This window comes from Bradyrhizobium rifense (assembly GCF_008123425.1).
Classification (GTDB): Bacteria; Pseudomonadota; Alphaproteobacteria; order Rhizobiales; family Xanthobacteraceae; genus Bradyrhizobium; species Bradyrhizobium rifense.
This window is the reverse complement of the sequence record NZ_VSSS01000024.1, coordinates 311,094-335,741: the sequence shown is the minus strand read 5'-3', so window position 1 is coordinate 335,741 and position 24,648 is coordinate 311,094. Positions and strand designations below refer to the sequence as shown.

The window sequence follows — 24,648 nt, the reverse complement described above, 5'->3', positions numbered from 1 at the left end:
CGCGATGGCACAGATCAAGGTCGAGGCGCTCGACAAGTCTTTCGGTGCGTTTCATGCGGTCAAGTCGGCCAGCTTCACGGTGGAGGACGGCCAGTTCCTCTGCCTGCTCGGACCTTCCGGCTGCGGCAAGACCACGACGCTCCGCATGATCGCCGGCCTGGAGCTGCCGACATCAGGCACCATCCGGCTCGATGGCGAAGACGTGACGATGAACCGCGCATCGGCGCGCGACATCGCGTTCGTGTTCCAGCTCTTCGCGCTCTATCCGCATATGAATGTCCGGCGCAACATCGGCTTTCCGCTGAAATGCGAGGGCATCAGTGCGGCCGAGCGCGACCGGCGGGTCGTCGAGGCCGCGCGCATCCTGCGGATCTCCCATCTCCTCGACCGCTCGGTGTCGGGCCTTGCCGGCGGCGACCGTCAGCGCGTCGCGCTGGGGCGGGCGATCGTGCGCAAGCCGAAGTGTTTTCTGATGGACGAACCGCTCGGCGCGCTCGATACCGAGATGCGGGAGGCCATGATTCATGAACTGCGTTCTCTCCATGACCGGCTGGGCGCGACGACCGTCTACGTTACGCATGACCAGCTCGAGGCCATGGCGATGGCCGACAGGATCGCGGTGATGAATAATGGCGTCGTCGAGCAGGTCGCAAGCCCGCGTGACATCTATGATCGACCGGCCTCGCTGTTCGTCGCGGACTTCATCGGTTCGCCGCCCATGAACTTTCTGCCGTTCCGGAGTGGTCTGCAGACCGGCGCAGAGGCGATCCGGCTGGGCGAGCGTGACGTTGCAATTCCGGCCGCGCGCGAGGCCATGGTGGAAAGCGAGCTCGTGCTCGGGGTGCGGCCGGAGCATGTGCGCTTCACCGACCGCGGCATGGTCCGCGGCGAGGTCTATGGCACGGAATATCTGGGCACGACGCAGATCGTGACCGTGACGACGCACTACGGCGCACTCAAGGCCCGCTCACCGAGCAGCAGATCGTTCCGGACCGGAGAGACGGTCGGGCTCGACTTCCGGCCTGATACGCTGTCGATCTTCGACAAGGCGTCGGGTCGGGCCATTCGCACCGCGCTGCATGAGGGAGGTGCGCATGGCTGAGGTCGAGATCAACGCCGTCTCCAAGGCCTTCGGCAAGACGCAAGCCTTGAGCGACCTGTCGCTGACCATCGGCGATGGCGAGTTCGTCGCATTGCTCGGGCCGACTGGCGCGGGCAAAACCACGGCCTTGCGCTTGATTGCCGGATTGGAGCAGCCGGACAGCGGTTCGATCCGCATCGACGGGCGCGACGTGACCGGCGATGCACCGGCGGACCGCGACGTCGCCTTTGTCTTCCAGCAATATTCGCTGTATCCGCATCTGACCGTGTTCGAGAACATGGCCTTCGCGTTGCGCGCGCCGACCCGCCGCGTGCCCGAAGCCGATATTCGCGTGAAGGTGCAGGAGGTGGCGCGTCTGCTTCATATCGAGACCAAGCTGGACAACAAGGCGACGCAGCTGTCGGGCGGGCAGATGCAGCGCGTCGCGATCGGTCGGGCCCTGGTCCGTTCGCCCTCGATCTATCTGATGGACGAACCGCTCTCCTCGCTGGATGCCAAGCTGCGCGGCGAACTGCGCCTCGAGCTCAAGCGGATCCAGGTCGATCTCGGCGCGACGATCCTCTATGTCACCCACGACCAGACCGAGGCGATGACCATGGCCTCGCGCATCGGCGTGCTCGAAGGCGGGCGGCTGATGCAGATCGGCTCGCCGCGCGAGATCTACGAGAACCCGATCAACGCGCATGTCGCGGCACGGCTGGGCCAGCCGACGATCAACCTGCTGCCGGCAGCCCTGTTCGGCGGCGCGCCGGCCGGCGCCGAGACGATCGGCGCGCGGACCGAGCACCTGACGATTGCGCGCGGAGGTGGCGACGTGTCGGCGACCGTCAAGCGGGTCGAACATCTCGGCGACCAGAGCCATCTCCATCTCGACGTCGCCGGGCGACCGGTTGTGACCCTGGCGGATCCCGAGACGGGCTTCGGCGCCGGTGATGTTGTTTCGCTCCGTCTGAACAAGCCGCTGTTTTTCGATGCGAGGGGCTGGAGGGTAGCGGCATGAGCCTTGATCGGGTAGCCAGAGAAAGACTGGTGCGAGCGCTGGCAGGAGCGGTGATCGAACACGCGGACGAATTGACGAGCCTCGACCAGGCGATTGGCGATGGGGATCACGGGCTGAACATGAAGCGCGGTTTCGAGGCTGTGCTCGCGACATTGCCGGGCCTTGCCGACAAGTCGCTCCCCGAAATGCTGAAGGCGATCGGAATGACCTTGGTCATGAAGGTCGGCGGCGCTTCAGGGCCGCTGGTCGGGACATTCTTCATGGAGCTGGGCAAGGCACTTCCGGAGCAGCCAAGCCGGCCCGATCTCGTCACAGCGACGGAGAAGGCGATCGAGGCCGTCAAGGCGCGCGGGCGTTCGGAGGCAGGACAGAAGACGCTGCTGGATGTCCTGGTGCCGGTTCACGCCGTGTTGGCGGAAGGTGGCGACGCCAAGGCGATCGCGGCGGAGGCGGTGCAAGCGGCCGATCGCACCACGCCGATGCAGGCGATTCGCGGCCGCGCGTCGTTTCTGGGCGAACGCTCCATCGGTCATATGGACCCGGGCTCGCGCTCGGCGTCCCTCCTGATCGGCGCAGCAGTTGAGACACTGAAGTTCGAGGTCAATACATGAGCAGTTTACGTCCCGGCAATGTCGGAATTGTCATCGTGTCGCATTCGCCGAAGATCGCGGAAGGCGCGGCCGATATGGTGCGCCAGATGGTTGGGGACGCTGTCCCGCTGGCCTGGACCGGTGGCGATGTCGATGGCGGACTCGGTACGAACGTTGCAGGAATCCTCGAAGCAATCGAGACGGCCTGGTCACCGGCAGGCGTCGCGATCCTTGTCGATCTCGGTGGTGCCGAGACCAATTCGGAGATGGCGGTGGAGATGCTCCCTGAAGATCGACGCGCGCGCGTCCTGGTTTGCAATGCCCCGGTGGTCGAGGGCGCTGTGATCGCTGCGACCGAGTCTTCGGGCGGCTCGCCGCTGGCCGCCGTCAAGCGCAGCGCGGAGGAATTCTATGCATGATGCCAACGCCAACCGGGCGGCCCAGACGTTTGCGACGCTGACCGCCTCCGCGGTCCTCGTCAATCCGGTCGGCCTGCACGCGCGGCCATCGGTGAAGCTCACGCAATTGGCGAAAGGCTTTACCGCAAAGATCGAGATTGCGCTCGCCACCGATGGACCCTGGACGGACGCCAAGAGCCCGGTGAAGGTGATGCGTGTGAAGGCGCCGCAGGGTGCAACGCTGCATTTCCGCATCGCTGGCCCTGACGGCGAGGCAGCGCTCGCGGCGATGCTGGCGCTGGTGCATGACGGTTTCGGCGAGGCCTAGAATCGTGGGCGAGATCCATCTCACCGGCCATCCCGCCTCGCCAGGTCTCGCCATCGGCCCGGTCGCCGTGCTGACGAGTGCCGCGGCGAGCAGAGCGGCGAAGGGCGATCCCGCTCAGGAGGCCGCAGCGCTGAAAGTGGCGATCGAGGGAGCAGCAGTGGAGCTTGCCGACCTGATCGCAACGGTTCATGGCGAGGCCGCGGAGATCCTGGAATTCCAGGTCGCGATGCTCGGCGACGATGCGCTTGCGGAGGGGGCCTACGAAGCTATTGCGGCTGGTACGGCGGCCGATGATGCCTGGCGCGCGGCACTCGACGCGGAGATCGCCGGCTATCGCGCGGCGGATGAGGAATATTTCCGGGCCCGTGCCGCCGATCTGGTCGACATTCGTGACCGCGTGCTCGCGGGTCTGAATGGCGCGGATGCGGTCGCAAAGATCTCCGGCGATTCTGTCGTCATGGGTGATGACATTTCGCCGTCGACGTTCCTTGCCGTCGACTGGACCCGTGGCGGCGCTATTGCGCTTGCAGCCGGATCGCCGTCGTCGCATGTCGCGATGCTCGCGCGATCGCGCGGCGCCCCGATGGTGGTCGGATTGGGTCCATTGCCATGGAACGGGCAACCGCCGTCATTGGCGCTGGTCGACGGTGACACCGGCACCGTGATCTTTGATCCCAAGCCCGAAACGCGCCGCCTGTTCGAGCATCGCATGGCGGCCGCGAATGCTGCGCAGCTTGCTGCTGATGCCGGTCGCCTCAAACCGGCGCTGACGGCCGATGGCCGGCGCATCACCGTCCTGCTCAATGTTGCCGCGCCCGAAGATCTTGCGGGCCTCGATCCCGCCATCTGCGACGGCATCGGCCTCGTGCGGACGGAGTTTCTGTTCGAGGGATCGAGGGGCCTGCCCGGCGAGGATGCGCAATACGCGGTCTATCGGCGCATTCTCGAATGGGCTGCGGAACGGCCGGTGACGATTCGCACCCTCGATGCTGGCGGCGACAAGCCAATTGCCGGCCTGACGGTCGATGGCGAGCGCAATCCATTCCTGGGCCTGCGCGGGATCCGGCTCTCGCTTGCGCGGCCGGAGGTGTTTCGCGTGCAGTTGCGGGCGCTGTGCCGTGCGGCCGTCCATGGGACGCTGAAGGTGATGTTGCCGATGATCGCGGTCCCCGCGGAGGTAGATCGTGCCAACGTCATGCTGGATGTGGAGTTTGCGGCGCTCAGGGCAGAGGGCATCGCCTGTGCCCGGCCGCCGCTCGGCATCATGGTCGAGGTCCCGGCGGCAGCGCTATGCGCGGAAGATTTCGGCGCGGCATTCTATTCCATCGGGTCGAACGACCTCACCCAATATACGATGGCTGCGGCGCGCGATATCGGCGCTGTCGCCGACCTCAACGATGCCGGTCATCCGGCCGTGCTCGCGCTGATCGCGCGCACCGTTGAGGCCGGGCGCAAGCGCGGCGTCGAAGTCTCGCTCTGTGGCGATGCGGCGGCCGACACGCGCTTGACGAAGGCGCTGCTGGCAACCGGGCTGACGACGCTCTCGGTCTCGCCGATTGCGGTGGCGCGGCTCAAGGCCGCCATCGCCGGGGTGACCGCATGACCGACGATGCAGGCGAAGACACAAGCCGGCCGGGCGACAGCAATGTCGCGGACTACAAGCTCATCCTGCGGCGGGCGCTCGACAACCGGCCATCGGGTACGCGGTTGAAGCTCGCGGCGGCGCTCGGCAAGAACCGTTCCTTCGTCAGCCAGATCACCAATCCGGCTTATCTGGTGCCGATCCCGGCAAAGCATGTCCCGATTATCTTCGAGGTCTGCCATCTCGCAGGTGCCGAGCGCGCGGCTTTCCTCAAAGCCTATGGCCGTGCGCACCCGGGGCGGCTGCGCGGCGCCCACCGCGAGGCGCGCACACGCGTCGTTACGGTGACGGTGCCCGATCTCGGTGACGACAAGAAGAATCGCGCGCTCGAGCAGCTCATCGTCGACTTTGCTGCTCAGCTCGCGCGCTACGCCGAAAGCATCGGCTGACGAATTCGGACTGCAAAAAAGATAACCGGGAGGACGCCATGAAAAAGCTGATCAACAGCGCCGACACGGTGCTCGAAGAGAGTCTCGATGGGTTGGCGGCTGCACATGCCGATATCCTGCTGCTTGGCGCCGAGCGGAAGTTCGTGCGCCGCCGCACCCTGAAGCCTGGCAAGGTTGCGCTCATCTCGGGCGGCGGCTCCGGCCATGAACCGCTCCATGCGGGGTTCGTCGGTGTCGGCATGCTCGATGCCGCGTGTCCGGGCCAGGTCTTCACGTCGCCGACGCCGGATCAGATGATCGAGGCGGCCGAGGCCGTCGACACCGGGGCAGGCGTGCTCTTCATCGTCAAGAACTACGAAGGCGACGTGATGAATTTCACGATGGCCGCCGAGATGGCAGGGCGCGAGATCGTCAGCGTCGTGACCAATGACGACGTCGCGGTCGAGAAATCGACCTACACGACCGGCCGTCGCGGCGTCGCCGGCACGCTGATCGTGGAAAAGATGGTCGGCGCCGCGGCCGAAAAGGGCATGCCGCTCGCCGCGCTCAAGACGCTCGGCGATGACGTCAATCGGCGCACCCGCTCGATGGGCGTGGCGCTGCTGCCGTGCACCGTTCCGGCGGCGGGCCGGCCGAATTTCACCCTGGCTGACAACGAAATGGAAATGGGTGTCGGCATTCACGGCGAACCGGGTCGCCGCAGGGTGCCGTTGGCATCTGCCGATGCGATTGCCGCCGAGATGCTGAACGCGATCCTGGACGATCTCGCACCGGGCAAGGGCAGCGAAGTCCTGCTTCTGGTTAACGGCTTCGGCGCAACGCCGTTGATCGAGCTCTATCTGATGGCCAACAGCGCCAAGCGCATTCTGGATGGCGCCGGGATCACGGCGACGCGCTTCTTGACCGGGTCCTATGTGACGTCCCTCGACATGGCCGGTGCGTCGATCACCGTCTCCGTGCTCGACAGCCAGTCAAAGGAATTGTGGGACGCTCCCGTTCATACCGCGGCGCTTCGATGGGGCACCTAACCTATTCGGCTCACGTCCGGATCACAAAACCCTTGGCGAGATGATTCCGCACGAAATAGATCATCGCTACCCCCGGCACGAGCGCGAGCACGGTCATCGCCATGACGAGGCCGAAATCGGTTCGGAAGCCGAACAGCGCGTTGATCGCCATGGTGATCGGCTTGCCGCCGGTCGTCGTCAGGATGCGTGCCAGCACCACCTCCACCCAGGAGAAGATGAAGCAGAAGAACGCGGTGACGCCGATGCCCGGCGCAATGGCTGGAATGAGGTGGCGGAAGAAGAAGCTGGGAAGCGAATGGCCGTCGAGGAAAGCCGTCTCGTCGAACTCGCGTGGCACCGAGGCGATAAAGCCCTCCAGGATCCAGATCGAAATCGGGATGTTGAAGACGCAGTGAACCAGCGCGATGCCGACCGGTGTGTTCTCCAGGCCTACTTGTGCGAACAACACGAAGATCGGCAGCGACAGCACGACAGTCGGGGTGATGCGAAACACCAGCAGCAGGAAGAACAGTTGCCGGTCACCAACGAAGCTGTAGCGCGCGAAGGCATAGGCGGCCGGCAATCCGACGCCGAGGCAGAGCGCGACGTTGAGCACGACGTAAATGATGGAGTTGAGAATCGCTTCCTTCAGAACCGGCGAATAAAGGATGTTCAGGTAGTTGACGAGGCTGAAATGCCCTTCCGTGATCCCGGCTCTCGGCAGTGTCGACACAAAGCTCGTGATGATCGTCTGGGCCAGTGGCACCAGGACGAAGGCGCCGACCAAGGCGAACAACGCGATCCGCCCAACGGATGACAGCGACTTCACGTGGTGAGTTCCTTGGCCGGCTCCATGGCGACCGGCGCCCGTGTGCTCGTTGCCGCCTTGAAGATCCAGGCGACCGTCAGGACGATCAGGAAGTAGACGATCGAGCGGGCGGCGGACGGTCCATAGTTGAAGGACTGAATCTCCTCGCCGAGGTCGAGGCTGAGGAATGCGGTGGCGCCATCAGGGCCACCGGCATTGATGCGGAAGGCCTCGATATAAATCATGAAGCTGTCCATGAAACGAAGCAGCACGGCCATCGACAGCACGGTCTTCATTTTCGGCAGCTGAACGAAGCGGAACACCTGCCATGGCGACGCCGCGTCGATGGCGGCGGCCTGATAGTAGGCGGGCGGAATGCTGGAGATGCCGGCGTAAGCCAACACGACGACAAGACCCAGCCAATGCCAGGTGTCCATCACGACCAGCACGATCCAGGTGTGCAGGGCATCGAACTTGTAGTCGAAGGCGACACCCAACCAGGCCAGCGTCCGGCCGGCAAGACCGATGTTGGGATTGATGAAGTTGAGCCAGATCACCGGGATCATGTTCCAGGGCACCACGAGCGGCACGGTGATCAGGACGAGAACGGTGCTGACGACAAAGCGATGCGATCCTTGCAGCAGCAGCGCGATCCAAATGCCGAGCGGCAGCTGGATCGACAAGACGATCGCCGAGAACAGAAAACTGCGCCCCAAGCTCGCGTAGAAGCGTTCCGACGTGACGATGTTCCGGTACCAGTCGACGCCGACCCAATAGGGGTTGTTCAGGCTGAACAGGTCCTGGAAGGAGTAGTTGGTGACGGCGACCAGAGGGAGGATTCCGACGAAGGTCACGATGACCAGGGCAGGAAGCACCAGGAACCAGGCTCTGTTGTCGTATGGCTTCATTTCAGACAATTGCAATGGGGACACGTTCGGGCACGAAAAAGGGCCTCGGTCGACACCGAGGCCCTTTCAGCATTCCGGATCAAGCCAGAACTAGCCCGTCAATTGACTGAAGTCCAAGAGACGGCAGCGCAGCCCAGTTCCGCGCGGCGATCATGTGTCGTCAGCGCGGGCCGCGTCCATCGTCCGGATCGCTCTCCGGTTCGGGGATCAGCACGACCGGTTCGTCGTAGCCTTTGCGGCTGCTGTAGAACACCAGCGCCATCAGCCCGGCGCCGACGAGCAGCGAGAACACGACGCCGAGCACCAACGCGACATAGCCGGCTTCCGGCACCTTGGTGTCCGTGCTGGTCCAGCCGAGATAGCCGAGACTACAGGCAGCAACGAGCAGAACGGACAGCACCGCGATGACGACCCATCTGGCGACCTTGCCGCCTCCGGGGCTGGATGGCGCGAGCGACTGATTGTCGGTGTTGGTCATGGGCCTCTCCTCTTGCGCCTATATTGTGCGGCCGTCGCGCTATGGCGCGGTGGCCTTGGTCGCGATTGCATGCAGCGCTCCCGTCATTGCGGCAACCGCAGCATTGGCCGGTTCGCCAATGCCGTGACGGCCGGCGAGATAGGCCGGATCATTGTAGGACAGCCAGGTCGCGCCTTGCACGTCCTGCCAGACCAGCGCCTTCAGCGGCAGGTCGATGCCGACAGTCTGCGCCTGTTGCATCAACGGCGTGCCGCCCTTGGCATTGCCGAAGATGAGAAGGTCAGTCGGTCGCAGCTTCAGGTCGACGGCGGCCGCCCCGCGGCGTGATCGACATGGGCGAAGACGGTGAGGCCCCTGGTCTTCACCTCGGCCTCGAGCCGCTTCATCGTGTCCGCAGGTCCAAAATTGCTCTTGATGGTGATGAGTCCGTTCGTGGCCATTGCCTGCGTCTCCCATGAACATGTCGCTGCAACCAGCGCGAAGATGCTTATACGATCTCCCGCTGATAATCGTGTGTTTTGGAAAACCCGATCGCATTCATGTCACGACACTTACCGCATGCCGCGACGATTGCTTGTTAGGTTGTGTTAGAAGGAGTGAGCGTTGACGCGCTCACTCGTACCTTCGTTGCGCGCTGATGGCGGAGCCGGGTGCTCGGGCGGCGACGGTCAGCTCCGATACCAGCTCGCCACATTCCACGTCGTGACGTCCCACCCCGAGATGTCGGTCATGAGGTTGTTGACGGCGCCGCCGGTGATGTAGCGCGACAGCAGCGGCAGGAAGATGTTGGCTTCGCAGAAGATCTCATTGACCTTGATCAGCAGCGCGGCGCGCTTGACCGGGTCGAGCTCCTGTTGCGCGGCCTTGTAGGCCTTGTCCGCCTCGGGATCGGACCAGCGCGAGACGTTGCGGCCGAGCCATTTGTTGTCCTTGTTGGCGATCTCCCAGGAGACGCACTGGTTCAGGAACCGCTCCGGATCGGGCTGCGGCATCGTCGTGTTGTACATCTCGATGTCGCAATAGAATTTCGAATAGGTGTCGGGGTTGCCGACGTCGGAGGAGAAGAACACCGATGCGGTGACCGATTTGAGCTCGATCTCGATGCCGGCCTTCTGGCAAGCCTGCTTGATGATGGCCTGCGTCTTCTGGCGTGGCGCGTTGATCGACGTCTGGAACACATATTTGAGCTTCTTGCCGTCCTTCTCACGGATGCCGTCCGCGCCCATCTTCCAGCCGGCCTCGTCGAGAATCTTGTTCGCCTTGTCGACATTGAACTCGAAGCTCAGCTTTCTCGACTTGAACTGGCCGGGCTGGTTGACGAAGCTTGCGGTTGCGACGGCGCCGCGGCCGTAGATGAATTTCTGGATCCCGTCGCGGTCGATCAGCAGGTTGAGCGCCCGGCGCACAGCCGGGTCGGACAGCGTCGGATGCGTGGTCTTGGCGCTGGAGCGTTCGCTGTCGACCTCGGTCCACGGGTCGGTCGTGTTGAGGATGATGAACTCGACGCCGCCGGAGATTGTGAACTCTACCTTGCCTTTGCCGCCGGCCTCCATGCGCTTGAGGATCTCGTCCTCCACCAGCAGGTTCCAGGCATAGTCGTATTCGCCGGTCTGCAGCACGGCGCGCGCCGCGGAGACCGCGTCGCCGCCACCCTTGATCTCGAACGTGTCGAAATAGGGCTGGTTTTTGACGTGATAATCGGGGTTGCGTTCGGCCCGAACCAGATCGCCCGGCTTGAACTCGACGAATTTGTAGGGACCGGTGCCGACCGGCTTCAGATTGCCCGGCGCGTCGCGCGACTTCGCGCCGACATAGTCGCCAAAATGATGCCTCGGCAGGATCTGACCGACCGAGCCCACGAAGGGATCGGCCCAGAACGGGGTCGGCGCCTTGAAGGTCACCTTGACGGTGTAGTCGTCGATCTTCTCGACAGTGATGTTCTGATAGGATCCCGTGGTGTAGGCGGCGGTGGCGAGATCCGCGGCGTATTGCCAGGTGAAGACGACATCGTCGGCGGTGAAGGGCTTGCCGTCATGCCATCGCACGCCCTGCTTCAGCTTCCAGATCACGGTGGTGCCGTCGGCGGAGAGGCCGCCATTCGCCTTGGTCGGGACCTCGGCGGCGAGGCAAGGGATGAGGTTGCCTTCCTTGTCCCAGCCCGCAAGCGGCTCGAAAAAGACGCGCGAGGCGACCTGGTCCTTGGTGCCGAGCGCAAAATGCGGATTGAGCAGCGTCGGGGCCTGCCAGAGCAGGAGCTTGAGCGGACCGCCGCCGCCGGCCTTGGTCGGCTTGTAGGCCAGCGTGGCGTCCGCCATCGCCACGTCGTTCCAGAGCAGGATCTGGCTCGCGACTGGCGCTGCGATCCCGACCGCAGCCATGGTCTGGATGAACGAGCGCCGCGAGAGCGTGCCTTGCTTCACCTCGGCGATGAAGCCGCGGATGTCGTTTTCGTTCATCAGATGACCTCCAACCGTCAAAGAACAGTCGTCACCGGCGCCCCATCATGTTGCATCAGGGACGAGGCGGCAATGCCGACAACGTCGGAAAGCCCTGCGGCGAAATGGCGAGCGCGCGTTCGGCAATGCGATATGGCAGCAGGTCGGCAGCTTCTGCCGGGACAGATTTGCCGTCGCGATGGATCTGCCGACTGGCGTTCGCGATAAGTCCTTGATGGCAATGACGCTCTCGTCTGGCATGCCCGTTGCACGCGGTACGTGCGTTCGCAATGACAGTGGAGTTCGCGTATGAGCGTCGGCAGCATGAGCAGCATCAGTGGTGGAAACGCGACGAGTTCGTCCTCATCCACCAGCCCCTCCAGCCCCTCGAAATCGACAGACGGTTCGCAGGGAGACGGCTCGACCTTCGCCTCGCTGATGCATGACGGCACGCCTTATGACGAGGTCAAGGTCAATTTGCCGAACGGCATGTCGGTCGGCATCGTCCACTTCGGCGGTGGCGGCTTCGACAGCAATGCGCTCAAATCCATCGAGGATTTCGTGCAGCATTTCGCGAGCCAGCAGATATCGGGAAGTTCGTCCTCCGCGACCGGCCAATCGCAGAATGATGATGCCCCTGACACCGTCGGGATCGACAAGATCCATGTCGATCTCCCGAACGGATTCTCGTTCGAGGTGATTCATTCTTCCGGCAATCAGGCATCGGACAGCGCTGCCGTGATGAAGGAGCTCACCCATGCGGCGGAGGAGCTCACCGAGTCCTTCGCGCAATATTCGCCGGTGTCGCAAGCCACGTCCGCCTATGCCGCGCAGCAGGCCGCGTCATCCGATCGTACGAGCCGGGTCGACGCCCAGAGCTGAGCAGGGCTCTGCTCGACGCGCCGCAGGCCGCCGTGTGATCTGCGGGATGCGGCCATGCGCGCGGTTCCGGGCATCGGTAATCCGTTGCCCTTCACGCTCGCGCCTCATTATATTGGCTCCATAATTGCTGCCGGAGCCGCCTGCACGGCGCTCCGCGATGAGGGCCACGCGATGGACGATACGATTGGTTTCCCCGACCCCGGCCTGGATTTGTCGGACGGATTCAAGCCGCACACCTCGCATTGGGGCGTGTTTTCCGCACGCAACAGCGCAGCCGGGCTGGAGGTGAGGGCTTATGCGGGCGACCCCGATCCGAACGGTATCATCGACAATTTCCCCGGCGCCTTGCGTCACCAGGCGCGCATTGCACAGCCGGCGATCCGCCGCGGCTGGCTCGAGCGTGGGCCCGGCCCCGACGACCGGCGCGGCCGCGATGAATTCGTCTCGGTCAGCTGGGAGAAGGCGCTCGATTTGCTCGGCGACGAGCTGGCGCGCATCCGCGATACGCGCGGGCCCGGCGCCGTGTTTGGCGGCTCCTATGGCTGGTCGAGCGCGGGCCGTCTCCACCACGCCCAGAGCCAGGTGCACCGCTTCCTCAACATCGCGATGGGCGGCTATGTGCGCTCGGTGAATTCCTATTCGTCGGGCGCGTCCTCGGTGCTGCTGCCGCAGATTCTCGCCGGCTACGAAGACATCACCAAGCGCAACGTTACCTGGGAGCAGATCGCAACCGAAACGGAGATCGTGCTCGCGTTTGGCGGCATGGCGCTGAAGAACTCGATGGTCGCCGGCGGCTCGATCAGCAAGCATGTCGAGCGCGGTGCGATGGAAGCGGCGCGCGAGCGCGGCTGCGAGTTCATCCTGATGAGCCCGCTGCGCGAGGATCTGCCGGTCGAGGCCGGCGCGGAATGGATGACATGCATCCCCGGCACCGATACCGCGCTGATGCTCGGTATCGTCCACACATTGGTCGAGGGGGGCCTGCACGACCAGGCCTTCCTCGATCGCTACACCGAAGGCTGGCCGGTCTTCCTGCGCTATCTCACCGGCGAGAGCGACGGGCAGGCCAAGGATGCTGCCTGGGCTGCCGCGATCTGTGGCGTCGATGCGAATACGATTCGGACGCTGGCGCGTCGTCTGGCCGGCAAGCGCGCGCTCATCACCGTCTCGCACTCACTGCAGCGCGCCGAACATGGCGAGCAGCCGGTGTGGATGGGCATGGTGCTGGCGGCCGCTCTCGGCCAGATCGGTCTTCCCGGCGGCGGCTACGCCTATTCGCTGGGCGCGATCGGCTATTACGGCCGCCGCGTCAACGACGTGCCGGGGCCGACGCTCGGGCAGGGCCGCAACGGCGTTAGGGATTTCATTCCGGTGGCGCGCATTGCCGACATGCTGCTCAATCCCGGCAGCACCTATCGCTACAATGGCGAGACGCGCACCTATCCGGATATTCGCATGGTCTATTGGGCCGGCGGCAATCCGTTCCATCATCACCAGGACATCAACCGCCTGCGCAAGGCGTTTGCGAAAGTCGACACGCTGGTCGTGCACGAGCTCGCCTGGACCGCGACCGCGCGCCACGCCGACATCGTGCTGCCCTCGACCATGACGCTTGAGCGCGAAGACATCGGCTATTCCACCAACGATCCGCTGATGGTCGCGATGCACCGCATCGCCGAGCCGTTTGGCCTCGCGCGCGACGACTACGATATCTTTGCCGATATCGCCGATCGCCTCGGCGCACGCGAGCCCTTCACCGAGGGGCGCACGTCGCGAGAGTGGCTGGAACATCTCTACGAGCCGACCCGCGCCTCACTCGCCAAGCGTGGCCTCGAAGCCCCGAGCTTCGACGAATTCTGGCAGCGCGGTAGTCTGGTCGTGCCGCAGCAGCCGGACGATGGCGGCCGGCTGCGTTCCTTCCGCGATGACCCCGTCGCTCATCCCCTGCCGACACCGAGCGGACGCATCGAGATCTATTCCGCGAAGATCGCTGCGCATAACGATGCGGATTGTCCGGGACATCCGGTCTGGCTCGAGAAGAGCGACATGCCGAAGCCTGGCGCGCCCTGCTTCCTCGTCGCCAACCAGCCGGTAACGCGGCTGCATAGCCAGCTCGATTTCGGCGGGCATTCGCTTGCCGCAAAACATCGCGGCCGCGAGGTAGCGCGCATGAATCCGCGTGATGCGAATGCGCGCGGTATCGTTGATGGCGACATCATCCGCCTCTTCAACGAACGCGGCGCCTGCCTCGCCGCGGTGAACGTCACCGATGGCATCGCGCCCGGTGTCGTGCAACTGCCGACCGGCGCCTGGTATGATCCGATGGACCCGGAAGACGAGGCGCCGCTCTGCGTGCACGGCAATCCGAACGTGCTGACGCGCGACATCGGCACCTCATCCTTCGCGCAAGGCTGCACCGGCCAGCTCACCACGGTGGAGGTGGAGAAGTTCACCGGCAATCTGCCGCCGATCCGGGCGTTCGATCCGGTGTAAGAGCGCTTGCTACGCGCGCCCGGTGCGTGGCCTCAGCCAGGCCATGACCATGCTCTGCGGCGTCAGCCGGCTGCGGGGCAGCGCGTGTCGTACGATTGCGCCGTTTGCAAAGGCTGTGGCCTGCTCGCCGGAGCGTCGCTGAGCCGGCGGAAGGGCCATCCACTCGCGAATGACGGCGCGTCGTATCCTGGATCTCAACATCTGCTGGTCTCCCGTTTACGCCGCCTTCTGCATGGGATAGGCCTGCGAACGTCGCGCCAACAGCATGCTGCCACACGGATGCTCGGCGCCTTGCAGGACGACAAAGCCGTGCCTGCTCACGGCGGCGCGGAGATTGTCCTTCGCGGCCGGCTTCTGTGCATTGACCCAGATCGCGAGCACGGCACGCGGGCTGAGGAAATTGTCGAGCCAGTCCATCGTCGTATCCAGCGCATTCAGCGTGCGCCGTCGCCAATCGACCAGCGCGACCTCATACTGGCCGGCCGGAACGCCGCAATTGCCTGCCGCAGCCGCCTGCAGGTACCCACGGCGGTGCAGCGCCATCATCAATTCCATGCTTTTCGTGCCGATCACGACGATGCGCTGGCGCGCCGTGCAGCCCGTGATCGCGATCATCGGATCGAGGATCCTGTCGCCGACAAGAGGGGTAGACATGAGTTCACCGGAACGTTCGTTGCTGCCCGGCAGGAGAGATCCCGCCAGGCGTCACGCGAATGTGCGTGACGCCGCCGATATGGTGCCGGATGCAGTATGATTTCGAGATTGCGCCGGCCCTCGCCGTATAGGCGCGGCATAGGATGCGATCTCGCCGACAGGCAAAAACTTATGCCGCGCCTAAAATTGAAGGGTGCGATCCCCATCGAATTCAAATGCCGTCAGCGTCATCTTCCGGGACGAACGCTGGCTTTGACACATGACCTGGAGGTCAAAATGTCCGCTTACCGTGCATTGATCGTCGGGCGACACGACCGAGCGATCGGCGTGATCCAACTGGATTGCAGCGATGATGACGCCGCTATCACCCGTGCCCAAAAGCTCGTCGACGGCCACGATATCGAGCTTTGGCAGATGGATCGGCCGGTCGCCCGATTCGATGCGCGATCCGGCGAGATGCGCCGGAAATAGGCCGCGAACGCGCAAAGGAGGAGCCTGCTGCCGGCAGGCGCGGTCCGATTGCGTCAGACCCGCGCCATCTCCGCGCGATACCAGTCGCCGATCTCGCTCGCCGTCATCAGCGCGACGCCGTCGTGGCCGATGACGTAGTCGAGCAGCTGTTCGAGATATTTGATCCGGTGCGGCACGCCGGTGATGTAGGGATGGATCGAGATCGCCATCACCCGCGCGTTGTCTGCGCCTTCGAGATACAGCCGGTCGAACTGGTCGATGCCGCGCTTCAAAAACTGGTCGGACGGCAGATGCTGGAGCGCGTGGACGACGATGTCGTTGGTCTCGACCGTATAGGGGATGGTCGTGATGGTGCCGTGCGGCGTCGCGATGTCCTGCGGCAGATCGTCGATCACCCAGTCCGCGACATATTCGATGCCGTGGAGGCGCAGCAGGTCGAGCGTCTCCTCGGTCTCGGTCAGGCCCGGAGACTCCCATGAGCGCGGCGCGCGCCCGGTGAAGTTTGCAATGGTCTCGACTGAGCGCTTGATTGCATCGGCCTGGTCGGGAAGCCTATGCATCGGGCCCTGCATGAAGCCGTGGCCCATGAATTCGAAGCCGGCCTCGCGCGCGGCGGAGGCAACGCGCGGATAGGCGTTGCAGACATCGGCATTCGCGGCCAGCGTCACCTTCATGTTGCGATCTGTTAGCGCCTTGAATTGCCGCCAAAAACCCGCACGCATGCCGTATTCGTGCCACGACCAGTTCGGCACGTCAGGCAGCAGCGGCTGTCCCATCGGCGGGCTCAGCACGACGCGCGGCATTGCGTTCTCGATCCGCCACTCCTCGACATTGAGGATCACCCAGACCGCGAGCCGCTTGCCGTTCGGCAGCTTCAGCTTCGGCCGGTCGATCAGGGCCTGATAGGGAATGCGATCACTGAGGGCCATCGTGAGCCTCCTGCCTCAAAAGCTGGAACTATTTTCTGCCGGCGGTGACGCGCGGCATCACCTGCTCGGCCATCAGGATCATCGAGCGGCGCCCGAGCTCGCGATCGCGCCAATCCTTGCCGGCATAGAGCAGAGTGCCGAACTCGCCGACCTCCTCCTGAAGCGCCAGGATCCGGTCGGCGACGCTGTCGGGCGTGCCATAGATGATCAGCTTCTCGCAGACGGATTCGAGTGTGACCTCGTCATCCGGCTGGTCGCGGCGGGTCTTGAACAGCTCGATGCGCCCGTTGCGCTTCAGCTTGGTGAAGAGGGAGCGGTAGTAATAAACGTAAGGACTATCCGGATCGGTGGCGTAGGCCTTGGCGGTCGCCATGTCCTCGGCGACGAACACGCTCTTGGCCACGCGCCAGTTGCCGGAATCGACCGTCCTGCCGACGCGCTCGCAGCCCTCGACATATTTCGGCCAGTGGCTCTTGACCCACATCGGCATCAGGAAGTTGGCGGAGATCGGGTCCCAGCCGCGCGCGGCGGCCTCGGTGACGCCTTTGGAGAATGGCGCGACGGCGGTGACGACGATCGGCGGATGCGGCCGCTGCAAGGGCTGCGCGATAAAACCCTGGCCGATGTCGGCCATCAGCGTCTTCTCCGTCGTGATGTTCCAGAACTGGCCCTTGATATTGTAGGGCGGCTCGCTCGCCCAGATTTGCAGCACCTGGTTGATCGCCTCGAGGAACATGGCGTTGCGATCGCGTTCGAGCGTGCCGAACAGCTCGGCATCCGAGAGCAGGCCGCCCGGGCTGATCCCGAAGATCAGGCGACCGTCGAGCATGTGGTCCAGCATCGCGACGGTGGCGGCGACGGTGGCCGGGTGAACGTTCGGCATGTTGACAGTGCCGGTGCCGAGCTTGATCTGCTTTGTGGCAGCCGCGATCCAGGCCAGGAAGGCGATGCATGAGGTGATGTTCTCGGCGCGGTCGGTGACGTGCTCGCCGACATAGGCCTCGCTGAAGCCGAGCTCGTCGGCCAGCAGGAACGCCTCGCGATCCTCCTGCAGGGACTGTCGCCAGTCCTTCTCCAGCGGATGGATCGGCATCGTGAAGAAACCCAGTTTCATGGCCGGCACCTTGTTGTTTTTATGTGGGACGTCAGGCCTGCGTTCCCATCAGCTTGTCGACGGTGGTTCGCAAATGCCGGCGCATCGCCTCCATTGCGCGCATGCGATCGCGCTGCTCGATCGCATCGATCAGCGCGTCGTGCTCGGCAAAGGAGGAGTAGTCTTCCGGCGGACGCTCCGGCCTGGTATCGAGCCATCGCCACACCACCGCGCGCCGGACGTCGTCGACCGTCTGATGGATCGCCGACAGCAGCGGATTTCCGGTCGCCTCCGCGATCAGGCGGTGCAGCCGCCCGTCCAGCGTCTCGTAGTCCTTCCACGTTTCGGCCTCGCGCATCTGCTGCGCCAGCACACGCATGCCTTCGATCTGCTTGAAGGTGGCGTTGACCGCGGCGAGGCTGGCGATCTCCGGCTCCAGCACGAGCCTTGCCTCCATCGCATTGCGCGGGCTGGTGCTGTCGCGTAGCGCGGCGAGATTGGCGCTGCCGTTGTCCGCGGGCGCGCGAATGAATGTGCCGCGGCCGACCTCGCGCGAGAGGCGGCCGTCGAGTTCGAGGCGTGCGAGCGCCTTGCGGATCTCGTTGCGCGAAACGCCGAACTGCGCCGCGAGTTGTCGCTCGGGAGGAAGGCGCGTGCCGGGACCGCTCTCAGTCAATCGGGCCAACAAATCGAACACCGGTCCAATCCTCGCAACCAATATCAACCAATCCGTATTTAACGCGCGCGGCGTTCACAAATGCAAGACCAAAACGATGGGCATGAAAGTTAGGCGTTGACTTCGGCGGATTTGAAAGCGAGGCTTCAACCAATCAAAAAGCCAATTGTAAAATTGGTTGACCAATAGGTGAGGATCGTTGTGATGGTCGAGGTTGCTGGCGTTCGCACGTCAACCGACATGCCGATTCCTGACACGATGAAGGCCTGGGTGCTGGGCGACCCCGGCCAGCTGCGTCTCAGCGAAAAGCCGGTGCAGATGCCGAAGCGCGCGGAGGTGCTCGTACGCATCGATGCAGTTGCGATCTGCGCAACGGATCTGGAGATCATCGAACAAGGAACGCCGGCACTGATCCAGGGCGGCCCGCCCTTCAACAAGAATTTTACGCCCGGCCACGAATATATGGGCACGGTCGCAGCGCTTGGTCCCGGCGTCGACGAATACAGGATCGGCGAGCGCGTCACGGTCGAGATTCATGCGGGCTGCGGACAGTGCAAGCGCTGCCGGCAGGGCATGTATACGTCCTGCCACAACTACGGCCTGAACTACGGCGATGTCGACAAGGGCCATCGCGCCAACGGGTTCACCACCGATGGCGGCTTCGCCGAATATGCCGTCAACCACATCAACACGCTGTCGCGCGTGCCCGACGACATGAGCGACGAGGAGGCGACGCTGGTCGTCACCGCCGGCACCTCGATGTACGGCCTCACTGAGCTCGGCGGCCTCGTTGCCGGCGAGAGCGTGGTCGTCACCGGCCCAGGTCCGATCGGCCTTCTCGCGGTGGCGGTTGCGAAAGCGCTCGGCGCGAGCCCGGTGATCCTGTCGGGTACCCGTGACGCCCGCCTTGCCATCGGCACCAAGCTCGGTGCCGATCGCGTCGTCAACGTGCGCAACGAGGATCTCGTCACGGTCGTCAAGGAGATGACCGGCCGCGGCGCTGATTATGTCGTCGAATGCGCCGGCACCGACACGGCGATCAACGAAGCCGCCAAGATGGTCAATCGCGGCGGCAAGATTTGCCTCGCCGCGTTTCCGCACGAGCCGGTGCTCGCCGACATCGGCGCGCTCGTGAAGAACAACATCTACGTCTACGGCATTCGCGGCGAAGGCAAGAGCGCGACGCACCGCGCCATGGCGCTGATGGCGGAGAAGCGTTTCGACGCCACGCTGATCCACACCCACACATTCCCGCTCGCGGATCTGCCCATGGCGCTGCACTACGCGCGCAATCGCATCGACGACGCCATCAAGGTCGTGATCAAGACCCGCGGCGTGGTCACCCAGACCAGGAAGGAAGTGGCGTGAGGACGCCGCCCCTCGACAATTGCTAGCATCTGGAAGGAAACGGCTCATGTCGGACTCGAATCCCCGCGCTCATTGGCCCGTCGAAGTGCAGCGCGAATACGAAGAGGGGCGCAACAGCGGCTGCGTCGGCAGCGTGCTGGTGTCGGAGACCGATAGCGTGCGCGTCTGGCACCTGTCGATTGCGCCGGGCAAGCGCTGCGGCTTCCATCGCCACGTGCTGACTTATTTCTGGACCGCGCATAATCCGGGCAAGGCGCGCGGCTATTTCGAGGATGGCCGCATCGTCGATGTCGAGCACTACAAGGGCGAGACCAGGCATCTCGCCTTCGGTGCCGGCGAGTACATGGTGCATGCGGTCGAAAACATCGGCACCACGGATCTGCTGTTCACGACGGTCGAGTTCCTCGACAGCGCCAACAAACCTCTCGCGGTGCCCGACCATGTGCGGCTGAAAATTCCGCAGGGCGCTGACATCAAGATGGCATCATAGCCGGGCAGGATCGGCAGACGGGAATTTCGGTATGGGTACGAAAGCCAAGGCAATTCGCATGGCCGCGCAGGGCGGCCCTGATGTCCTGAAGCTGGAGACGGTCGAGCTGGCCGCGCCCGGCAAGGGCGAGGTGCTGATGCGGCAGACCGCGATCGGCCTCAATTTCATCGATGTCTATTTCCGCGACGGCTCCTATGCGCTGGATCTGCCGGCCGGCCTCGGCGCGGAAGCCGCTGGTGTGGTCGAGGCCGTCGGCGAGGGCGTGACCGATTTCAAGGTGGGTGACCGCGTCGCCTATGGCGGCTCGGCGCCGGGCGCCTATGCGACGCATCGGCTGATGCCGGCCGCACGCCTCGTTCCCGTTCCGCAATCCGTGAGTGACGAAGCCGCAGCGGCCGTGCTGATGAAAGGTATGACGGCGGAGTACCTCTTGAACCGCTGCGTTGCGGTCAAGCCGGGGCAGCAGGTGCTGTTTTACGCTGCCTCGGGCGGCGTCGGCCTGATCGCCGGCCAATGGGGCAAGCATCTCGGCGCCCGCATGATCGGCGTCACCAGCGGTGGGAAGAAGGCTGAGCTCGCGCTCGCGCACGGCTACGATGCCGTGATCGACCGCAAGACGGAACGCATCCCTGAGCGCGTGAAGGCGCTGACCGGCGGCAAGGGTGTCGCGATTGCCTATGATTCCGTCGGCAAGGACAGTTTTGAGGCCACGCTCGCCTCGCTTGCTCCGCGCGGCTACTTCGTCACCTTCGGCGCGACCACCGGCGCGCCGCCGCCGCTCGAGGCGGCATTGCTCCAGAAGAACGGATCTCTCTATTATACGCGGCCGACGCTTGCGACCTACATCGCGGCGCGCGACGATCTGGTAGCATCGGCTGCCGCCGTGTTCGACCTGGTCGGCAAGGGCGTCATCAAGCCGATGATCGGGCATCGCTACGCACTGTCCGAGGCAGCGGCCGCGCACCGTGATCTCGAGGCCGGATCGACCCGGGGATCGTCGCTGCTGATACCCTGACTTTTCTGATGGAGGCGGACAGCTGCCGCCTCCATGCGACCCGCGAAAAAACGACAACAAGAATCTCGGTTGCGTGCGTGAACAGGAGGAGGCCGGCAGCGGATGGGTCAAGTCGCAGGATTATTGCTCGATGCCATCGTCTCAGGCATTCTCGTCGGAGGCTTCTACGCCGCCATGGCGGTCGGTATCTCGATCGCGTTCGGCATGCTCGGCATCAGCAATATCGCCCATCCCGCGCTCATTCTGCTCGGCTCGTTCATTGCCTATGTGCTGAACGCCCAGTTTGGACTGGATCCGATCCTGGTCGGCGTGCTCGCGACCGTCCCGTTCTACTTTCTCGGGACGCTGCTCTACACCGCCTATGAATTCGCCTTCGAGCGGCGCGGCACGCAGCTGATCCGCGGGCTCGCGTTCTTCTTCGGCCTGCTCTTCATCACCGAGGTGGGGCTTCAACTGATCTTCGGCGTCGACTACCGCCTGGTCGAGGCGCCCTATATCGGGCCGTCCTACAATTTCGGACCGGTCTCGCTGCCGGTCCGGATGCTGATTCCGTTCCTGGCCTCCGTCCTGCTCCTGATCGGCCTGCAACTGTTCTTCACGCGCACCTTCACCGGGCGTGCCATCATGGCGGTGGCACAGGACAAGTTCGCGCTTCAACTGATGGGCGCGGCACCCGTTCGCATCAAGCGAATCGCCTTCGGTTTGTCCACTGCGACCGCGTCGCTGGCCGGCGCGTTCCTGATCATTCTCCAGCCGGTCGAGCCTTCGATGGGCCGCGACTATATCGGCAGAATATTTGCGATCTGCGTGCTCGGCGGCATCGGCTCGCTGCCGGGCACCTTCATCGCGGCCGTGATCGTGGGCGTCGCGGAAAGCATCACGGCAACCTTCTACGGTCCGTCATGGTCGCCTGCGATAGCATTCGGCTTCCTGCTGATCGCACTGGTGGTCAGGCCCGCCGGCCTGTTCGGGAGAGCTTGATGTCGAACGGGCGCTTCATCTTGCTCGCCTGCCTGGTCGGCGTCGCGCTGGTCGCGGCCAGCCTGTTCGTGACCAACGAATATTATGTGTTCGCGGCGTATTTCGTTCTTCAATACGTCGTGCTGGCCACAGCCTGGAACATTCTCGGCGGCTATGTCGGTTACGTCAATTTCGGAACGACCGCGTTTCTCGCCATCGGGCTCTACAGCGCAGCCGCTTTGAACAAATGGCTTGATCTGCCGATTCCGGTACTCATCCCCATCGCTGGTGTGCTCTGCGGCGCCGTGGGCCTCGCCATGGGCTACCTGACGATCCGCCTGCGCGGTGTCTACTTTACCATCGCAACGCTGGCGCTCTCCGTCGTCGTCCAGACCTTCATCACCAACTGGGATTATGTCGGCGGCTCGCGCGGCATCTACATCATGCGGCCGACCGATGTTCCGGTGTTCGGCAGTTATGTCGCCTATCTCTTCTTCCTGATGACGGTGCTTGCGGTTGCTTCCGTTGTCATCGCGCGCGTCATCGAGCGTTCGACCTTTGGCTTCGGCCTTGCCGCCATCCGCGACGACGAGACGGCGGCCGCCGCATCCGGCGTTCCGGTACTGCGGTTGAAGCTGGTCGCCGCGGCCATCAGCGGCGCCTTGATGGGAATGGCCGGCGCGCCGCTGCCGTTCTATTTGACCTATGTCGAGCCGACCTCCTCGTTTAGCCTGGCCTACACCGTTAACAGCGTCGCGATGCCGCTGGTCGGGGGCACCACGAGCTGGCTCGGGCCGGTGATCGGCGCTGTCCTGCTCGGCACCATGCAGCAGGCCATGACGGTCTTGATTTCGTCGTCGGTCAATCTGCTCGTGGTCGGCGTGCTGCTCGTGATCTTCGTGATCGCCGCGCCGAACGGAATTTTGGGATTGATCCGCTCCATGGGCGGCAAGAAGCCAGACCCCGAGACCAACCCGCTCGCCGCGATGCTCGTGACCGAGAAGCGGAGCAGCCAATGACGATCGAGGCGAGCGCTGCGACGGGAAGCGATCTGATCCTCGATGCCCGTGGTATCACCAAGCGTTTCGGTGGCTTTGTCGCGTTGAACAATGTCGACCTCGCGGTGCGGCCAGGCGAGCGGCTTGGCCTGATCGGCCCCAACGGCTCGGGCAAGAGCACGCTGACCAACTGCCTGTGCGGGGCGCTCAAGACGGACGGCGGCTCGATTTCGTTCGCGGGCAGGGCGATCGACAATCTCTCGTCCTATCAGCGCGCGCGGCTCGGGCTTGGCCGCAGCTTCCAGCTGCCGCGGCCGTTTCACAGCCTGTCGCTGCTCGACAATCTTCGCATCCCGCTGGTCTATGCCGTCAATGCGCGGGGCGGCACGCATCTGACCGAGCAGCAGATCCGGGCGCGCAGCACGGAGCTGCTCGGCGAGTTCGGCCTCGGCGGCAAGCTGCATCGCCTGCCGGGCGATCTGACCCAGGTCGAGATGCGCAAGCTCGAGCTCGCGCGCGCCATGGCGACGGACCCGACGTTGCTGGTCTCGGACGAGGCGCTCGCCGGCCTGTCGCATTCCGAGGTGAACGAGATCCTGGCGCTGCTGCTCGCGCTCAATAAGCGCGGCGTTGCCGTGATCTTCATCGAGCACATCATGCGCGCGGTGATGGCGTTTTCGGAGCGGCTCGTGGTGCTCGTCGCCGGCGAAAAGATCGCGGACGGTGCGCCGAAGGACGTGATCGCCGACGAGCGGGTGATAGGGGCGTATCTTGGCCAGTAGCATCCGCATCGACAACATCAATGCCGGCTACGGGGCGGTCCGCGTTCTCCACAACGTGTCATTGAACGTCGGCGCCCGCGAGACGGTGACGCTGCTCGGCACCAACGGCAACGGCAAAAGCACGCTGATCAAGACCATCATGGGCGTGGTGCGGCCGAGCTCGGGACGCATCGTCGCGACCATCGACGGCAGGGACCACGATCTCATCGGCAAGGAGACCGAGGAGATTGTCGACCTCGGCGTCGCGCTGGTGCCCGAAGGACGGCGGCTGTTTCCGCGCCTGACGGTCGAAGAGAACCTTCTGCTCGGCGCCTATCGTCCGACGGCGCGGGCGCGGCTGAAGGACAACATGGCTTACTGCTACGAGGCATTTCCGCGGCTTGCGGAACGCCGCGCCCAGCTTGCCGGCACCATGAGCGGCGGCGAGCAGCAGATGCTGGCGCTGGCGCGCGCGCTGATGTCGGCGCCGAGCATTTTGATCGTCGACGAGCCGTCGGTCGGGCTGGCGCCGCTGTTCGTCAGCCGCACCATCGACATGATCGCGCAGCTGAAGGAGCGTTATCATCTGACCGTGCTGATGGCGGAGCAGAATTTCACGCAAGCGATGCGGATCGCCGACAAGGGCTATGTGATCGTCCACGGCGAGATCGCATTCCGCGGCGAGAGCCCGGGGGAGATGCGGCGGAGCGACCTGATACGACAGCATTATCTCGGCATGTAGAACTCAAAATAGAAAACAGGGAGGACGACGT

At 64.1% G+C, this 24,648-nt stretch carries 26 protein-coding genes and 1 pseudogene; 18 read left to right on the top strand and 9 right to left on the bottom strand.

Annotated elements, in window-relative coordinates; genetic code table 11:
• Positions 1-4: 4 nt before the first annotated feature.
• From FXB40_RS15340 to dhaK, 8 genes are read left to right on the top strand one after another with little or no spacing between them, the layout of a single operon-like run.
• Complete coding sequence (locus tag FXB40_RS15340; RefSeq protein WP_148773012.1) at positions 5-1,102, top strand: ABC transporter ATP-binding protein; 1,098 nt, start codon at positions 5-7, stop codon at positions 1,100-1,102.
• On the top strand, positions 1,095-2,102 hold the full coding sequence (locus tag FXB40_RS15335; protein WP_148773011.1) for an ABC transporter ATP-binding protein: 1,008 nt from the start codon (positions 1,095-1,097) through the stop codon (positions 2,100-2,102). Before FXB40_RS15340 ends, FXB40_RS15335 begins: the two co-directional genes overlap by 8 nt.
• A complete protein-coding gene (gene dhaL / locus FXB40_RS15330; protein ID WP_148773010.1) occupies positions 2,099-2,713 on the top strand; it encodes a dihydroxyacetone kinase subunit DhaL in 615 nt (204 codons plus the stop codon). Before FXB40_RS15335 ends, dhaL begins: the two co-directional genes overlap by 4 nt.
• Positions 2,710-3,111: a dihydroxyacetone kinase phosphoryl donor subunit DhaM gene (gene dhaM, locus FXB40_RS15325; RefSeq protein ID WP_129267357.1), complete on the top strand. Its 402-nt coding sequence runs from the start codon at positions 2,710-2,712 to the stop codon at positions 3,109-3,111. Before dhaL ends, dhaM begins: the two co-directional genes overlap by 4 nt.
• Positions 3,104-3,418, top strand: a complete 315-nt coding sequence (locus tag FXB40_RS15320) for an HPr family phosphocarrier protein (protein WP_148773009.1) — start codon at positions 3,104-3,106, stop codon at positions 3,416-3,418. Before dhaM ends, FXB40_RS15320 begins: the two co-directional genes overlap by 8 nt.
• Positions 3,419-3,422: 4 nt before the next feature.
• On the top strand, positions 3,423-5,021 hold the full coding sequence (gene ptsP, locus FXB40_RS15315; RefSeq protein WP_148773008.1) for a phosphoenolpyruvate--protein phosphotransferase: 1,599 nt from the start codon (positions 3,423-3,425) through the stop codon (positions 5,019-5,021).
• Entirely contained in the window at positions 5,018-5,449 is a 432-nt protein-coding gene (locus FXB40_RS15310) for a hypothetical protein (RefSeq protein ID WP_148773007.1), read from the top strand. The genes ptsP and FXB40_RS15310 overlap by 4 nt, the downstream gene beginning before the upstream one ends.
• A gap of 38 nt (positions 5,450-5,487) precedes the next feature.
• The gene (dhaK, locus tag FXB40_RS15305) at positions 5,488-6,477 is read left to right on the top strand and encodes a dihydroxyacetone kinase subunit DhaK (protein WP_148773006.1); all 990 of its coding nucleotides are present in this window, start codon (positions 5,488-5,490) and stop codon (positions 6,475-6,477) included.
• 10 nt (positions 6,478-6,487) lie between these two features.
• On the opposite strand, the gene FXB40_RS15300 is transcribed toward dhaK, so the two are convergent.
• The 5 genes and pseudogenes from FXB40_RS15300 to FXB40_RS15280 all read right to left on the bottom strand — a co-directional run bounded on the left by FXB40_RS15300 (position 6,488) and on the right by FXB40_RS15280 (position 11,106).
• Positions 6,488-7,285 carry a carbohydrate ABC transporter permease gene (locus FXB40_RS15300; protein ID WP_246207621.1) on the bottom strand — a complete coding sequence of 266 codons (798 nt, stop codon included), beginning with the start codon at positions 7,283-7,285 and terminating at the stop codon, positions 6,488-6,490.
• A complete protein-coding gene (locus FXB40_RS15295) occupies positions 7,282-8,172 on the bottom strand; it encodes a carbohydrate ABC transporter permease (RefSeq protein WP_148773005.1) in 891 nt (296 codons plus the stop codon). The genes FXB40_RS15300 and FXB40_RS15295 overlap by 4 nt, the downstream gene beginning before the upstream one ends.
• Before the next feature lie 160 nt (positions 8,173-8,332).
• A complete protein-coding gene (locus FXB40_RS15290) occupies positions 8,333-8,650 on the bottom strand; it encodes a hypothetical protein (protein WP_148773004.1) in 318 nt (105 codons plus the stop codon).
• A gap of 39 nt (positions 8,651-8,689) precedes the next feature.
• Positions 8,690-9,090, bottom strand: a pseudogene (locus tag FXB40_RS15285) (DUF302 domain-containing protein).
• Positions 9,091-9,318: 228 nt separating this feature from the next.
• Positions 9,319-11,106, bottom strand: a complete 1,788-nt coding sequence (locus FXB40_RS15280; protein ID WP_148773003.1) for a peptide ABC transporter substrate-binding protein — start codon at positions 11,104-11,106, stop codon at positions 9,319-9,321.
• Positions 11,107-11,394: 288 nt separating this feature from the next.
• On the opposite strand from FXB40_RS15280, the gene FXB40_RS15275 reads away from it, so the two are divergent.
• Both FXB40_RS15275 and FXB40_RS15270 read left to right on the top strand, forming a co-directional pair.
• Positions 11,395-11,967, top strand: coding sequence for a hypothetical protein (locus FXB40_RS15275; RefSeq protein WP_148773002.1), 573 nt, complete (start codon positions 11,395-11,397; stop codon positions 11,965-11,967).
• A gap of 171 nt (positions 11,968-12,138) precedes the next feature.
• A complete protein-coding gene (locus FXB40_RS15270) occupies positions 12,139-14,460 on the top strand; it encodes a molybdopterin guanine dinucleotide-containing S/N-oxide reductase (RefSeq protein WP_148773039.1) in 2,322 nt (773 codons plus the stop codon).
• A gap of 216 nt (positions 14,461-14,676) precedes the next feature.
• Here the strand turns inward: FXB40_RS15270 and FXB40_RS15265 are convergent, their stop codons facing one another.
• A complete protein-coding gene (locus FXB40_RS15265) occupies positions 14,677-15,114 on the bottom strand; it encodes a hypothetical protein (protein WP_148773001.1) in 438 nt (145 codons plus the stop codon).
• Positions 15,115-15,285: 171 nt separating this feature from the next.
• Here FXB40_RS15265 and FXB40_RS15260 point away from each other — a divergent pair, with 171 nt between their 5' ends.
• Positions 15,286-15,585: a hypothetical protein gene (locus FXB40_RS15260; RefSeq protein WP_246207619.1), complete on the top strand. Its 300-nt coding sequence runs from the start codon at positions 15,286-15,288 to the stop codon at positions 15,583-15,585.
• Positions 15,586-15,638: 53 nt separating this feature from the next.
• On the opposite strand, the gene FXB40_RS15255 is transcribed toward FXB40_RS15260, so the two are convergent.
• The 3 genes from FXB40_RS15255 to FXB40_RS15245 are packed head-to-tail and all read right to left on the bottom strand — an operon-like array spanning position 15,639 to position 18,304.
• Complete coding sequence (locus FXB40_RS15255; protein WP_148773000.1) at positions 15,639-16,514, bottom strand: polysaccharide deacetylase family protein; 876 nt, start codon at positions 16,512-16,514, stop codon at positions 15,639-15,641.
• Positions 16,515-16,542: 28 nt separating this feature from the next.
• Positions 16,543-17,628: an LLM class flavin-dependent oxidoreductase gene (locus FXB40_RS15250; RefSeq protein ID WP_148772999.1), complete on the bottom strand. Its 1,086-nt coding sequence runs from the start codon at positions 17,626-17,628 to the stop codon at positions 16,543-16,545.
• 31 nt (positions 17,629-17,659) lie between these two features.
• Positions 17,660-18,304 (bottom strand): FadR/GntR family transcriptional regulator, encoded by a 645-nt coding sequence (locus FXB40_RS15245; RefSeq protein ID WP_187436895.1) that lies wholly within the window; start codon positions 18,302-18,304, stop codon positions 17,660-17,662.
• Between the two features lie 183 nt (positions 18,305-18,487).
• Between FXB40_RS15245 and FXB40_RS15240 the strand changes: the two genes are divergently transcribed.
• From FXB40_RS15240 to FXB40_RS15210, 7 genes are all read left to right on the top strand, one after another.
• Positions 18,488-19,651 carry a zinc-dependent alcohol dehydrogenase gene (locus FXB40_RS15240; RefSeq protein ID WP_148772997.1) on the top strand — a complete coding sequence of 388 codons (1,164 nt, stop codon included), beginning with the start codon at positions 18,488-18,490 and terminating at the stop codon, positions 19,649-19,651.
• 46 nt (positions 19,652-19,697) lie between these two features.
• On the top strand, positions 19,698-20,141 hold the full coding sequence (locus tag FXB40_RS15235) for a cupin domain-containing protein (RefSeq protein WP_148772996.1): 444 nt from the start codon (positions 19,698-19,700) through the stop codon (positions 20,139-20,141).
• 31 nt (positions 20,142-20,172) lie between these two features.
• Positions 20,173-21,156: a quinone oxidoreductase family protein gene (locus FXB40_RS15230; RefSeq protein WP_148772995.1), complete on the top strand. Its 984-nt coding sequence runs from the start codon at positions 20,173-20,175 to the stop codon at positions 21,154-21,156.
• A 102-nt stretch (positions 21,157-21,258) separates the two neighbouring features.
• Positions 21,259-22,137, top strand: a complete 879-nt coding sequence (locus FXB40_RS15225; RefSeq protein ID WP_148772994.1) for a branched-chain amino acid ABC transporter permease — start codon at positions 21,259-21,261, stop codon at positions 22,135-22,137.
• Entirely contained in the window at positions 22,137-23,135 is a 999-nt protein-coding gene (locus FXB40_RS15220; RefSeq protein ID WP_148772993.1) for a branched-chain amino acid ABC transporter permease, read from the top strand. The genes FXB40_RS15225 and FXB40_RS15220 overlap by 1 nt, the downstream gene beginning before the upstream one ends.
• Positions 23,132-23,896, top strand: a complete 765-nt coding sequence (locus FXB40_RS15215; protein ID WP_148772992.1) for an ABC transporter ATP-binding protein — start codon at positions 23,132-23,134, stop codon at positions 23,894-23,896. The genes FXB40_RS15220 and FXB40_RS15215 overlap by 4 nt, the downstream gene beginning before the upstream one ends.
• The gene (locus FXB40_RS15210; RefSeq protein ID WP_148772991.1) at positions 23,886-24,617 is read left to right on the top strand and encodes an ABC transporter ATP-binding protein; all 732 of its coding nucleotides are present in this window, start codon (positions 23,886-23,888) and stop codon (positions 24,615-24,617) included. The genes FXB40_RS15215 and FXB40_RS15210 overlap by 11 nt, the downstream gene beginning before the upstream one ends.
• Positions 24,618-24,648: the final 31 nt, after the last annotated feature.